This window comes from Rheinheimera muenzenbergensis (assembly GCF_036984005.1).
Lineage (GTDB): Bacteria > Pseudomonadota > Gammaproteobacteria > Enterobacterales > Alteromonadaceae > Alishewanella > Alishewanella muenzenbergensis.
In genome coordinates this window covers 61,806-74,541 of sequence record NZ_JALAAR010000004.1, presented here as the reverse complement: position 1 = coordinate 74,541, position 12,736 = coordinate 61,806, and the positions used below count along the sequence as shown (strand labels likewise).

The window sequence follows — 12,736 nt, the reverse complement described above, 5'->3', positions numbered from 1 at the left end:
ATTTTTCAAGTATGAACACATGGTAGCGTTGATTAGCCTACTTCTTCACCGGCGGCCTGACGGTCGGCGTGATAGCTGGAGCGCACGAAGGGCCCGCTGGCTACGTGTTTAAAGCCAAGCTCGTAAGCGATGCGTTTAATCTCGTCAAACTCGGCCGGTGGCATATAGCGTTTTACCGGTAAATGGTGTTTGCTTGGTTGCAAGTACTGGCCGACCGTTAGCATATCGACATCGTGCTCGCGTAGATCTTTTAATACTTCTATCAGCTCTTCGGTGGTTTCACCCAAGCCGACCATTAAACCCGATTTGGTGGCGACATTAGGGTGAGCGGCCTTGTAGCGTTTTAGCAGCTGCAGTGACCATTTGTAGTCGGCACCCGGCCGTGCCAGTTTGTATAGGCGTGGTGCAGTTTCCAGGTTGTGGTTAAACACATCTGGTGGCGTCTGTGTCAGGATATCCAGTGCTGTGTCCATCCGGCCACGAAAATCCGGCACCAGCACTTCAATTTTTATGCTGGGGTTGTGCTTGCGAATTTCGCTGATGCAGTCGGCAAAGTGCTGAGCGCCGCCATCACGCAAGTCATCGCGGTCAACCGAGGTTACTACCACATATTTTAGCTGCATATCGCGAATGGTCAGTGCCAGCTTTTCCGGCTCTTCGGCACTGGGGGGCAGTGGCCGGCCATGGGCAACGTCACAAAACGGGCAACGGCGGGTACAAATAGCGCCCAAAATCATAAAGGTAGCGGTGCCGTGGTTAAAACATTCGGTCAGGTTTGGGCAGGCAGCTTCTTCGCATACTGAGTGCAAGCCGTGTTTGCGCAATGCCCCTTTGATCTGGTCGATGCGTTCTGAGCTTTTTGGCAGTTTGATTTTCAACCATTCTGGCTTGCGCAGCATTTGCTCCGGTTCAGTTGGCAGAACTTTAATCGGAATTAACGCCATTTTTTCAGCGTCGCGCAGTTTAACGCCAGGTTCCATACGTGCAGTTTTAGTCATTTTGCCAATCTAACCCTGTTTTATGTTGCAGTGAACTTACTTTCAACGCCTGTTGAAAACACTGCAGTATTCGTTGTTTGGCCTCGGCAATACTTTGCGGGCCACCTACATCTTTGCTTTGGATCATTTGCATACCGGCATAACCACAAGGGTTAATACGCGAGAATGGTGCTAAATCCATATTGACGTTTAACGCCAGGCCATGAAAGGTGCAGCCTTTACGCACCCTTAAGCCTAATGAGGCGATTTTACTGCCGTCTACATAAACACCAGGCGCATCCGCCTTGGCATAGGCAGTAATGCCGTAGTCTGTCAGCAAGTCGACCAGCACTTGCTCAATAAGTGTTACCAGTGTTCTTACGCCCAGATCGCGCCGTTTTAAATCCAGCAGCACATATACCACCAACTGGCCCGGACCATGATAGGTAACCTGGCCGCCGCGATCGACTTTCACCACAGGTATATCACCGGGAAACAGCAAATGCTCTTCTTTACCGGCCTGGCCTTGGGTAAACACGCTGTGGTGCTCCAGCAGCCAGAGCTCGTCAGCGGTATCACTGTGACGCAGATCGGTAAACTGCTGCATGGCATGCCACACGCTGGTGTAATCCTGTACACCCAGATCGCGGATAATAAGTTGTTGTGTAATGGCTGTTGGCACCTGTAATCCGGCTTGCTGAGAAACGCTGTACATTATACCGCCCTTTACATCGAATACGACAGGCTAAACTGCAGGTACTACCTCAGAGTACGTAGCGTACCAGCTCAATTTTGCCAAGCTCAGTGTACAGCAACTCAATATGCTGCTTGCTGGTGACGGTGACACTGACCGAAACGGAGTGATAATTACCTTTGCTGCTTGGTTTTACCGCCGGGCTGTAGTCGCCGGCGTCGGTATGCTGGCGCACAACTGTCATGACCTGATCAACCAGATCGTCATGTGCCAAACCCAGCACTTTAAAGCTGAACTGGCAGGGAAACTCCAGATACTCATCAAATTTGGTGTTTTTTACTTCGTTTACCATTGTTGTCTCACTGCGCTGTTAGCGGGCCTTAACCGTTAATATGGCAATTGTAACAAAAAGTCCCGGACTTTGCCGGGACTTGCTGCGTTAAAACTACACGGTTGCCGGTTATATAAATTTCATTTTAATGTAGTCGACCATCCGGCTGAAAAAGCCACCTTCGGCTACATCTTCCAGCGCTACCATTGGGTAGCTGGCAATGTCTTCGCCATGCAATTTCAGGTACACGGTGCCAACTTGCTGGCCTTTCGAGATGGGGGCGATAAGCTGCTGATTCAAGGTGAAGTCAGCTTGCAGGTTTTTTTGCTGGCCACGCGGTATGGTGACTTGTACAGCGTTTAAAATACCCAGCTGTACATTGTCTTTATCACCTTGCCAGATACGCTGTTCAGCAAATTTTTCACCGGCCTGATAAGGGGTAATGGTTTCAAAAAAGCGAAAGCCGTACGTTAATAATTTTTTGTTTTCTGCGCTACGTGCCTGCTCACTGGCTGTGCCCATAACCACAGAAATTAACCGCATATTATCGCGGCTGGCTGAGGTAACTAAACTGAAGCCGGCTTCGTCAGTATGGCCGGTTTTAATACCATCGACGTCCAGGCTGCGATCCCACAGCAAAGAATTACGGTTGTATTGGCGGATATTATTGTAGCTGAACTCTTTTTCGGCATAGAGGGCGTATTCTTCCGGCACATCACGGATCAGCGCGGCAGACAAGGTAGCCATATCGCGTGGCGTGGTATAGTTTTCAGCGCTGGGTAAGCCGTGGCTGTTACCAAAACGGCTGTTATGCATACCAAGGCGCTGGGCATGGGCGTTCATCAGGTCAACAAAAGCGCCTTCGCTGCCGGCTATGTGTTCTGCCAAAGCGACACAGGCATCATTGCCCGATTGAATAATAATGCCCTTGTTTAAATCAGCTACCGATACTTTAGTGCCTACTTCGATAAACATCAGTGATGAGCCGGGAAAGTTTTTCGCCCAGGCTTTTTCACTAATGGTGACCATGTCGTCGTTTTTAATATTGCCGTTTTTCAGCTCAGTACCAATAACGTAGCTTGTCATCATTTTGGTTAGGCTGGCCGGTGCCAGTGACATATCGGCGTTGTTTTCAGCCAGCACTTTACCGGTATCAAAATCAATAAGAATATGGCCTTTAGCGGCAACGGTTGGGGCTTGTGGCATAACCGTTTGTGCCTGAGCTGTCAGGCTGATACTGGCAACGGAAAGGGCGGCGATAGAAAAAATATGACAATACGTATTCATAAGACCTGTTCTTTTATTTTAGTAATGAGTGAAAGTACCACGTTAACTACATAACTGGCTGTTGGCATAAAAAGCCGCTGGAAAATTACCGCTGCGCAACTGCTGTAACCACTGCTGCGCCTGTCGTTTATCCCGGGTTGGACCAACCCGCAACCGGAAAATTCCGCTGCCGGAGTGAATTTCTGCCGGAAGGGCCTGTTGCTGCTGCAATTGTTGCAGTAACTGCCGCGCTTTGTTGTCGTCCGCGCTGGCAAATACCTGTATATAGCAATCTGCAGGTTGCTGTTGCGCCAGCATCGCCGGCGACTGTAACAACTCTAACTGAACTCTGGCTGTACCCTGTTGCAACATGCCAATTTTACTGGCGGCAGAGTACGACAAATCAATAATGCGATCGCGGTGAAAAGGGCCGCGGTCATTTACCCTGACTATAGCCGCTTTGCCATTGTCCAGATTAGTTACTTTAACATAAGACGGTAGCGGCAGGGTTTTATGTGCCGCCGTCATGGCAAACATGTTGTAGGTTTCACCATTGGACGTCAGATGGCCATGAAATTTATTACCATACCAGGACGCTATGCCCATTTCGGTATGCACAGTGGCATCGGTCAGTGGCGTATAAGATTGGCCAAACAGCCGGTAGGGGCGATTGCCTCCCGGACTTAAAGGTTCGGCTTTCGGTGCCGGATCTGTCATCTCCAGTAAGGTAGGCAAGCGCGCCGGCGTGCTATCTTTTGTCTGGCTGTAACGTCCGGCATTCGGTTGCACCTCAATGCTGCTGCAACTGCTTAGCACTACAAGACTACTGAGAAGTAAAGCTCTTATCATGGCGTTGCCAGGATCCTCTTATGGGTACCGACTGACATTATTACACCAAAAGCCGCCATCAGTGTCACCATCGAAGTACCACCATAACTGACTAAAGGTAAGGGCACACCCACCACAGGTAACAGGCCAGACACCATACCAATATTAACAAACACATAAACAAAAAAAGTGAGGGTAAAGCTGCCGGCGACCAGTTTACTGTAGTTATCCTGCGCCTGGGTGGCGATGTGCATACAACGGCCAATGATAAACAAATACAGCCCAAGTAAAATAAGCACCCCCATCAGGCCCAGCTCTTCACTTATTACGGCGAAAATAAAGTCAGTATGGCGTTCAGGCAAAAATTCCAATTGAGATTGAGTGCCATGCAAATAACCTTTACCTTCCAGGCCGCCAGAGCCAATGGCAATTTTTGACTGGATAATATGGTAGCCGGCGCCGAGCGGATCGCTTTCCGGGTTTAAAAAGGTCAGTACGCGCTGACGTTGGTAGTCGCGCATTAAAAACAGCCACAATACCGGTAAAAAGGCTGATACCGCTGCAGCAACAAAGGCAATAATGCGCCAGCTCATGCCGGACATAAACAACACAAAGACGCCGGCCGTCAGGATCAGGATTGAAGTGCCCAAATCAGGCTGTTTGGCAATGAGCAAGGTTGGAATGATACAGGCGAGAAAGCCCAGCAACAGATGCCATAACCTGGGCGGCAAACTATGTTGGGCAATGATCCAGGCAACCGTCATCGGCACTGCCAGCTTCATTACCTCAGATGGCTGAAACTTCATAAAACCTAAATCTAACCAGCGCTGCGCACCTTTGCCGACGTGGCCGACCAATAGCACGGCAATCAGCATAACCAGGCCGGCCAGAAACACTGGCAGTGACCAGCGTCGCAAGGTTTGGGGCGTAATTTGGGCTACCGCGACCATGACCGCCAGTGCAACGCCCAGGCGCACAAGTTGCGCTTTCATCATAGCCGGGCTTTGGCCCGAGGCACTGTATAAAATAAACAAACCAAAGATCAGCAGTGCTAACAGGCCTAACAGCAAAGGGCCATCAATGTGGAAGAAGTTCAGCCGGCTACGCCGGGTGTGGCCGCTAAAATGCTCATTCATGCTGGTTTACTCCTGCGGCAAAATAGTAATCCATCATTTGCCGGGCTATAGGCGCGGCATTGGCGCTGCCACCGCCGGCATTTTCCAGCGCCACAGCGATTAAAATGCTTGGCTTGTCATAAGGGGCATACCCTATATACATTGCATTGTCGCGCAGCCGCTCGTCTACTTTTTCAGCGACGTATTTTTCTTCCTGGCCAATAGCGAATAACTGCGCCGTGCCGGTTTTACCGGCAGAGTCATAGCTTGCACCGACAAAGGCGTTGCGTGCTGTGCCACCAATTTCTTTTACCGTGCGGTGCATGCTATCCATTACCGTATCCCAGTTGGCCGGGTTTACCACTTCAATGGCCTGGCTTATTTGCGGTTCCAGTGCTGTTTTGCCGTGCTCGTCACTAAAATGGGTCACTAAATGCGGTTTAGCCAGCCGGCCCTGATTTAGCAGTACTGCTGTTGCTGCTACCAACTGCAATGGCGTTGTTGTCCAATAGCTTTGGCCAATACTTAATGGCACAGTGTCGCCCTGATACCAGGGTTGGTTATGCCGCGCTCTTTTCCAGCCACGCGATGGCATAATGCCGCTGCTTTCTTCCACAATATCAATGCCGGTTTTTTCACCAAAACCCATTTTGCTCATGTAGTCAGAAATGCGATCTATGCCCAGCTTAACACCCAGCTCATAAAAGTAGGTATCGCAGCTTTTCATCATGGCGGTATACAGATTTATCCAGCCATGGCCAAAACGATAGTGATCACGATAGCGGTGATCGACATTAGGCAACATAAAATAGCCCGGATCCCAAATTTTGGTCTCAGCGGTAATGGTATTGGTTTCGAGGCCGAGTAGGGCCAGATGCGGCTTAATGGTTGACGCCGGCGGGTAGGTGCCTTGTGTGACACGGTTAATCAGCGGCTTATCACGCGAATTAAGCAACGCATTGTAATTGACTGAACTGATACCATGCACAAACAGGTTAGGGTCGTAGCTGGGGTTGCTGTAAAACGCCAATACAGCGCCATCGCGCGGGTCTATTGCCACTATAGCGCCGCGTTGTTGTTGCAGCACTTGTTGAGCGGTGAGTTGTAATCCGACATCCAGTCCCAGATGTAAATTCTGGCCGGATACTGCCGGCACCGAGCGTAACACGCGGATAGAGCGGCCACGGTTGTTAACCTCAACTTCCTGATAGCCCATGGTGCCGTGCAACTGCTGCTGATAGAAGCGCTCCAGGCCTATTTTGCCGATATCACGGCTGGCGGCATAATTGGCCAGTTCACCGTCTTGTTCTAACTGCTGCAATTCGCGGCTGTTGATCCGGCCGATATAACCCAGCGCATGGGTAAATAAATCGGCAAAGGGGTAGTGCCGGCTCAGTCGTGCCTCAACAGTAACACCGGGAAATCTGTGCTGATTGGTCGCCAGTATGGCCACTTCAGTGTCATCCAGCTGCTCTTTCAGCGCTATGCTGTTAAAGCGCCGCTGCGTTTTAACCTGAGCTAAAAAGCTGTCCTGTTGCTCCGGCGTAATTGTAATAAGTTGCGCCAGCTGCCCCAGTGTTTGTGTCATATCCTGCACTTGCTCTGGGATCAGCTCAAGTGAAAATACCGGCCGGTTTTCGGCCAGCAAAATGCCGTTGCGATCAAAAATAAGCCCGCGATTGGGCGCGACCGGCACCACTTTAATCCGGTTGCCTTCTGAGCGGGTGCGGTAATCCTGATACGACACCACCTGCAGTTGATACTGGTTGTAAATAATTAAACAAAACAGCAGTGCTACCCCGGCCAGCGCTACCACAGCCCGCTGGTTAAACAGTCGGGATTCTGCGGCAAAGTCCTGAATAGCAACGCGTTTTTTTAACATCTTTACTCGCGGTGATAAGGATGGTTAGTACAAATACTCCAGGCGCGGTACAGGCTTTCAGCCAGCACTACCCGTACCATAGGATGCGGCAGTGTCAGCGCTGATAGCGACCACTTGGCTTCACTGGCTGCAATGCAGGCCGGCGCTAAACCTTCAGGCCCACCAACTAATAAGCAAACGTCACGGCCATCCCGCTGCCAGTCGGTTAGCCGGGCAGCCAGCTGTGGGCTGCTCCAGTTGGCACCGGTAACTTCCAGCGTGACTATGCGGCTGCCTTTAGGTACCGCGGCCAGCATCTTTTCGCCTTCAAGCTCCAGAATACGCTTAATATCGGCGTTTTTGCCGCGTTTGCCAGCAGGTATCTCAACCAGTTCCAGCGCTAAGTCACGCGGAAAACGCCGGGCATACTCGTCATAGCCACTTTGTACCCAGGCCGGCATCTTACTGCCCACGGCGATAAGAATTAACTTCATCGCGGCTCAGGCGCTCCAGAGCTTTTCCAGCTGATAGAAACCACGGGTTTCTTCCAGCATTACATGCACTACTACGTCGTTAAGATCCAGCAGCACCCACTCGCCTGACGCCTGGCCTTCTATGCCCAGAGTTTCAATGCCGGCTTTTTTTACTTCAGCAGCGACATAGTCGGCAATAGATTTGGTATGTCGGTTAGAGGTACCAGAGCAGATCACCATAAATTGGGTGATGCTGGATTTGCCACGCACATCCAAGGTTACGATATCGCGGCCTTTTAAATCGTCAATTTTGTCCTGAATAAAACTTACCAGCTCGGTTGTTTGCACCCTAAGTCCTCTGCACCTGAAAAAAGCAGCATTTTAGCATAGTTTAGCCCTGGTGTTAGCTATAACGCCTGATAGAGTCTGTGAGTTTGAATATAGTTCAATACGGCTGGATCTAAACTGTCTGCCGCCAGTGTATGCTGCTGTAATTGTTGCCGAATCGCCGTGGCGCTGATGCCGGTTAACGGATTGGGTAGCAGCAGAATGCCACCGCTGTCTGACTGGCGCAAACTGGCAAGATCTGGCTGGCCAAACTGGCGCAAGAGTTCAGGTGCATCGCCGCTTTGCTCACTGTAACCGGGACGCTGGCAAACTAGGATATGCGCCAGCTGTAAAATCTGTTGCCAATCTTTCCAGCTTTTAAAATAACCCAGCGAGTCCATGCCAATAATAAAATACCACTGCACTTCTGGTTCACGCTGGCGCAGCAATGTCAGGCTGTCGACGGTATAAGACGGGCTGGTTTTTTCCAGCTCCAGCGCTTCCAGTGCCAGCCCGTTATGGCCAGCAATTGCCAGTTGTACCATAGCAGCACGGTGCTGTGCACTTACACCTGGGCTGGCCCGGTGCGCCGGCAGATGGCAAGGCATTAGTCTGACACTGTCAAGCTGACAATATTGCCGCACAAAACTGGCGCAGCGGATATGGCCCGGATGTACCGGGTCAAAAGTGCCACCGAAAATACCGATATGTTTAGTCATGGCTAAGTTGATGGAGTGAAAATACCTTGCCAACCGGGTGCATAAACAAGGTCACTAAATGGGCTAGCGCCAGCACGCTATTGTCAAGTTGGCCGCTTTTGTACAGGCGGTCGAAGGCGGCCAGCTCTGCCAGCAGATAATCCAGCCAGGCCAGATTTAACCGTTTAAGCGCCTGTTGGTAAAGCGGTTGACGTTTAGGCCAGATTGCCAGACGTTTAAACACGTCTGAAAGTGGCTGATTATCCTGCTGTGCCTGTGCCATTTCGCGCAGTGCTAACGCTTCTTTTTGCAGTTGCCAGGCAATAATTACCGGCTCGGTATCCTGCTGACACAGCCGTTGTAGTCGATGTAATGCGTCGTCGCTGTGGGCGGCTAATATCGCATCCAGCAGTTGAAACACGGTAAAACTGGAATGATCAGCCAAAAACTGGCTGAGCGCATTGGCATCCAGTGCGGTCTGTATATTGCTCAGCGCCAGTTTTTCCAGCTCTTGCCGTGCGGCCAGTAAGTTACCGGCGCAATGCTGCTGCAGCAAGGCCAATGCATCACTGCTCAGTTGCAGCTTTAGCTGACGCGACCGTTCACGCAACCATTGCAGACTCTGGCGTTCATCCAGCGGGTACACCGGTATTTGCACCGCCTGGGTTTGCAGTTGTTTAAACCAGGCCAGTTTGCTGACGTCGCTGTGGCTGCGCTCGCCATGGATTAACAAAATCACATCGCTGTGTAATTGTTGCGGCAATGCTTTTAGCTGATCATTGGCTTGGGCCGACAGCTTTTGTTGCACCAGCTCCAGTTCAATCAGGCGCTTGTCGGCAAACAACGACATGGCATTCAGTTCGTTGCTTAATTCCTGCCAGTCAAACTGGGCGTCGGCACTAAAGCTGAGGCGCTCGTTGTAACCCTGTGCTTTTGCTGCCAGCCGTATGGCGTCTATCGCTTCGAGTTTTTGCAGCGGCTCTTCGCCAAACAGCAGGTAACAGGGTGCAAGCTGAGTTGCCAGGTGTTGTGCCAGCTGATTGGCATAGAGTTTTTGCATCAGGGGTGCCGGTCGTGCATCAGTGCAGTCTGGCCAGCTGGCGAAGTATGCGGTTGGCTGCCTGCTGGCGCAGCTCATCCAACATCAGCTCCAGTTCTTTGGCTTTGGCCAGGGCCTGGTTCGGGTCATCCTGGTAATCGCGGTATAGCTCAAACTGATAGGGCTGGGGTTCACTGCCGGGCATACTCACCTGATAGCGGACTTTATAAATCAATTCGTACTCGGCGACCTGGCCATTAGGAAACAGTGACAACGTGCGCCGCTCTAACGAGTCGCTTAGCAGTTGCAGCGCCGGTGCCTCGCTTTGATAACTGGACAGCACCTCAACCTTGTTATAGCTAAGGCGCTCACTGACCAGGGCCGCTAACTCAGAGTGGCGCTCACTTTGAATATACATTGCCGGAAAGTGGCTCAGCGGCAAATCGCCGCGCAATTGAAAGCCACAGCTGCTTAGCAGTAAGCAGCTAAGCAGCAATACTACAGCGCGGCGGGCCATCTTAGCCCACCACCAGGTTTAGCAATTTGCCCGGCACATAAATCACTTTGCGCAAGGCCAGACCTTCAAGATGGCGGTTAACGTTGTCGTCAGTTTTTGCTGCAGCCAAAACGCTGTCCTGATCAGCATCAGCGGCTACGGTTACCTTACCGCGCACCTTGCCATTTACCTGTACTACCACCAGTTTTTCGTCTTCAACCATGGCGGCAGCATCGGCTTGTGGCCAAGGCGTCTGTTCAATAGTCTGGCTCTGGCCCAGTTGTGTCCACAGATACTGGGCCACATGCGGTGTTATCGGGTTTAGCATCTGCAGCAGTGCCAGTACGGCTTCCTGCATCACGGCCCGGTCCAGCTCAGTAGCCAGGCTGGCTTTTTGCAGCTTATTGCTCAGTTCCATAATGGCGGCAATGGCAGTGTTGAAGGTGTAACGCCGGCCAATATCGTCAGATACCTTGGCGATAGTTTTGTGCAGCTCACGGCGCAGGGTTTTCTGCTCGTTGTTAAGCTGCGCAATATCAAGTTGGCCAATAGTACCTGCTGCCGAGAAATCGCTGACCAAAGTGTAAATGCGCTTAATAAAGCGGTGCGCGCCTTCTACTGCCGAGTCAGACCATTCCAGGGTTTGCTCCGGTGGTGCGGTAAACATCATAAATAACCGTACCGTGTCGGCACCGTACTGATCGATAACTTTTTGCGGGTCGATACCGTTGTTTTTCGACTTGGACATTTTGCTCATGCCGGATGACACCACCGGCAGGCCGTCGCTGTTTAGCACGGCACTGACAATACGGCCTTTTTCATCGCGTTGCACGCTGACATCGGCCGGCGAAAACCACACTTTGCCGCCGTTGTCGCTATCGCGGTAGAAGGTTTCAGCCAGAACCATGCCCTGACACAATAAGCGTTTAAATGGCTCGTCAGATTGTACCAAACCAACATCACGCAGTAATTTGTGGAAAAACCGGCTGTACAGCAGGTGCAAAATAGCGTGCTCAATACCGCCAATATACTGATCTACCGGCAGCCAGTAATTGGCTTTGGCCGGGTCCAGCATGGCTTTGTCGTAATCCGGACTGCAGTAGCGGGCATAGTACCAGCTTGACTCCATAAAGGTGTCAAAGGTGTCGGTTTCGTGGAAAGCTTCGCTGCCGTTGTAAGTGGTTTTTGCCCACTCCGGATCGGCTTTAATTGGCGAGGTGACGCCATCCATTACCACATCTTCCGGCAGGCGCACCGGCAGTTGATCTTCGGGTACCGGTACCTGGCTACCGTCAGCCAGGTTCAGCATAGGAATAGGGGTGCCCCAGTAGCGTTGGCGCGATACGCCCCAATCACGCAGGCGGTAGTTTACTTTTACCTCACCGCGGCCGATAGCCGCCAGCTTGCCGGCAATGGCGCTAAAGGCGGCATCAAAGTCTAAACCGTCAAATTCAGCCGAGTTAACCAATACACCTTTTTCGGTATAAGCGGCCTGTTCCAGCGTTACTGCACTGCCGTCTGCAGCGCTTACTACCTGTTTAATTGGCAGCTGATACTTAGTAGCAAATTCGTAATCGCGCTGATCATGGCCAGGAACCGCCATAACCGCACCTGAGCCGTAATCCATCAGCACGAAATTGGCTACCCATACCGGTACCTGTTCGCCGGTTAACGGATGCACGGCAAAGATGCCGGTGGCGCAACCTTTTTTCTCCATGGTGGCCAGCTCAGCTTCGGCCATTTTGCCGCCTTTGCAGTCGTCAATAAAGGCTGCCAGTGCCGGGTTAGTGGCTGCGGCTTGCTGTGCCAGCGGGTGTTGTGCGGCCACGGCAACATAGGTTACACCGTAAAGTGTATCCGGCCTGGTGGTGTATACGCTTAAGCTGTCAGCTGCGCCGGCAATATCAAACCGGATTTCGACGCCTTCTGAGCGGCCAATCCAGTTTTTCTGCATGGTTTTTACTTGCTCCGGCCAGCCGTCTAACTGGTCTAAATCGGCCAGTAGCTCTTCAGCATAGGCGGTAATTTTAATAAACCATTGCGCCAGTTCACGTTGTTCTATCAGCGCGCCCGAGCGCCAGCCGCGGCCATCAATAACTTGTTCATTGGCCAGCACGCACTGATCGACCGGATCCCAGTTTACGGTGGCCATTTTTTTGTACACCAGGCCTTTTTCGTACAGCTTGGTAAAAAACCATTGTTCCCAGCGGTAGTATTCCGGCTTACAGGTGGCCACTTCACGGCTCCAGTCGTAACCAAAGCCTAAGCGCTTTAACTGGTTTTTCATGTAGTCGATGTTTTCGTAAGTCCACTTTGCCGGGGCGGTTTTATGGTTTATCGCGGCATTTTCTGCCGGTAAACCAAAGGCATCCCACCCCATAGGCTGCATAACATTTTTACCCTGCATGCGCTGAAAACGGCTGACTACGTCGCCAATGGTGTAGTTGCGCACATGGCCCATATGCAAGCGCCCGCTCGGGTACGGAAACATCGACAGGCAGTAAAATTTTTCTTTGCTGGCGTCTTCTGTCACTTTAAAGGCGTTGGTGTGTTCCCATTGCTGCTGCAGTGCAGTTTCAATCTGCTGCGGGTTGTATTGTTCTTGCATTAAGGTCTTCCGAAAAGGAGGTT

Annotated in this window: 13 protein-coding genes; all 13 read right to left on the bottom strand. The window is 51.4% G+C overall.

All coding sequences use genetic code 11. From position 1 onward, the window contains the following. Positions 1 to 32: 32 nt before the first annotated feature. A complete protein-coding gene (gene lipA, locus MN202_RS05970; RefSeq protein WP_335735183.1) occupies positions 33 to 998 on the bottom strand; it encodes a lipoyl synthase in 966 nt (321 codons plus the stop codon). Then, positions 991 to 1,692: a lipoyl(octanoyl) transferase LipB gene (gene lipB / locus MN202_RS05965; protein WP_335735182.1), complete on the bottom strand. Its 702-nt coding sequence runs from the start codon at positions 1,690 to 1,692 to the stop codon at positions 991 to 993. Before lipB ends, lipA begins: the two co-directional genes overlap by 8 nt. A gap of 49 nt (positions 1,693 to 1,741) precedes the next feature. After that, the gene (gene ybeD, locus MN202_RS05960) at positions 1,742 to 2,023 is read right to left on the bottom strand and encodes a DUF493 family protein YbeD (protein ID WP_335735181.1); all 282 of its coding nucleotides are present in this window, start codon (positions 2,021 to 2,023) and stop codon (positions 1,742 to 1,744) included. Between the two features lie 108 nt (positions 2,024 to 2,131). Continuing rightward, positions 2,132 to 3,289, bottom strand: a complete 1,158-nt coding sequence (locus MN202_RS05955) for a serine hydrolase (RefSeq protein ID WP_335735180.1) — start codon at positions 3,287 to 3,289, stop codon at positions 2,132 to 2,134. A 42-nt stretch (positions 3,290 to 3,331) separates the two neighbouring features. Further along, on the bottom strand, positions 3,332 to 4,117 hold the full coding sequence (locus tag MN202_RS05950) for a septal ring lytic transglycosylase RlpA family protein (RefSeq protein WP_335735179.1): 786 nt from the start codon (positions 4,115 to 4,117) through the stop codon (positions 3,332 to 3,334). Next, positions 4,114 to 5,232 carry a rod shape-determining protein RodA gene (rodA, locus tag MN202_RS05945; protein ID WP_335735178.1) on the bottom strand — a complete coding sequence of 373 codons (1,119 nt, stop codon included), beginning with the start codon at positions 5,230 to 5,232 and terminating at the stop codon, positions 4,114 to 4,116. The genes MN202_RS05950 and rodA overlap by 4 nt, the downstream gene beginning before the upstream one ends. Beyond that, positions 5,225 to 7,093: a penicillin-binding protein 2 gene (mrdA, locus tag MN202_RS05940; RefSeq protein WP_335735177.1), complete on the bottom strand. Its 1,869-nt coding sequence runs from the start codon at positions 7,091 to 7,093 to the stop codon at positions 5,225 to 5,227. The genes rodA and mrdA overlap by 8 nt, the downstream gene beginning before the upstream one ends. A 2-nt stretch (positions 7,094 to 7,095) precedes the next feature. Continuing rightward, entirely contained in the window at positions 7,096 to 7,566 is a 471-nt protein-coding gene (rlmH, locus tag MN202_RS05935; RefSeq protein ID WP_335735176.1) for a 23S rRNA (pseudouridine(1915)-N(3))-methyltransferase RlmH, read from the bottom strand. Between the two features lie 6 nt (positions 7,567 to 7,572). Next, positions 7,573 to 7,878 carry a ribosome silencing factor gene (gene rsfS, locus MN202_RS05930; RefSeq protein WP_418334103.1) on the bottom strand — a complete coding sequence of 102 codons (306 nt, stop codon included), beginning with the start codon at positions 7,876 to 7,878 and terminating at the stop codon, positions 7,573 to 7,575. 74 nt (positions 7,879 to 7,952) lie between these two features. After that, positions 7,953 to 8,591 carry a nicotinate-nucleotide adenylyltransferase gene (nadD, locus tag MN202_RS05925; RefSeq protein ID WP_335735174.1) on the bottom strand — a complete coding sequence of 213 codons (639 nt, stop codon included), beginning with the start codon at positions 8,589 to 8,591 and terminating at the stop codon, positions 7,953 to 7,955. Next, positions 8,584 to 9,630, bottom strand: coding sequence for a DNA polymerase III subunit delta (gene holA, locus MN202_RS05920; protein WP_335735173.1), 1,047 nt, complete (start codon positions 9,628 to 9,630; stop codon positions 8,584 to 8,586). The genes nadD and holA overlap by 8 nt, the downstream gene beginning before the upstream one ends. A 19-nt stretch (positions 9,631 to 9,649) precedes the next feature. Next, a complete protein-coding gene (locus MN202_RS05915) occupies positions 9,650 to 10,126 on the bottom strand; it encodes an LPS-assembly lipoprotein LptE (protein ID WP_335735172.1) in 477 nt (158 codons plus the stop codon). Between the two features lies 1 nt (position 10,127). Continuing rightward, positions 10,128 to 12,713, bottom strand: coding sequence for a leucine--tRNA ligase (leuS, locus tag MN202_RS05910; protein ID WP_335735171.1), 2,586 nt, complete (start codon positions 12,711 to 12,713; stop codon positions 10,128 to 10,130). Positions 12,714 to 12,736 lie beyond the last annotated feature (23 nt).

Coding starts and splice junctions, on each gene's coding strand:
- lipA (WP_335735183.1), bottom strand. CDS start 998: ATGACTAAAACTGCACGTATGGAACCTGGCGTTAAACTGCGCGACGCT.
- lipB (WP_335735182.1), bottom strand. CDS start 1,692: ATGTACAGCGTTTCTCAGCAAGCCGGATTACAGGTGCCAACAGCCATT.
- ybeD (WP_335735181.1), bottom strand. CDS start 2,023: ATGGTAAACGAAGTAAAAAACACCAAATTTGATGAGTATCTGGAGTTT.
- MN202_RS05955 (WP_335735180.1), bottom strand. CDS start 3,289: ATGAATACGTATTGTCATATTTTTTCTATCGCCGCCCTTTCCGTTGCC.
- MN202_RS05950 (WP_335735179.1), bottom strand. CDS start 4,117: ATGATAAGAGCTTTACTTCTCAGTAGTCTTGTAGTGCTAAGCAGTTGC.
- rodA (WP_335735178.1), bottom strand. CDS start 5,232: ATGAATGAGCATTTTAGCGGCCACACCCGGCGTAGCCGGCTGAACTTC.
- mrdA (WP_335735177.1), bottom strand. CDS start 7,093: ATGTTAAAAAAACGCGTTGCTATTCAGGACTTTGCCGCAGAATCCCGA.
- rlmH (WP_335735176.1), bottom strand. CDS start 7,566: ATGAAGTTAATTCTTATCGCCGTGGGCAGTAAGATGCCGGCCTGGGTA.
- nadD (WP_335735174.1), bottom strand. CDS start 8,591: ATGACTAAACATATCGGTATTTTCGGTGGCACTTTTGACCCGGTACAT.
- holA (WP_335735173.1), bottom strand. CDS start 9,630: ATGCAAAAACTCTATGCCAATCAGCTGGCACAACACCTGGCAACTCAG.
- MN202_RS05915 (WP_335735172.1), bottom strand. CDS start 10,126: ATGGCCCGCCGCGCTGTAGTATTGCTGCTTAGCTGCTTACTGCTAAGC.
- leuS (WP_335735171.1), bottom strand. CDS start 12,713: ATGCAAGAACAATACAACCCGCAGCAGATTGAAACTGCACTGCAGCAG.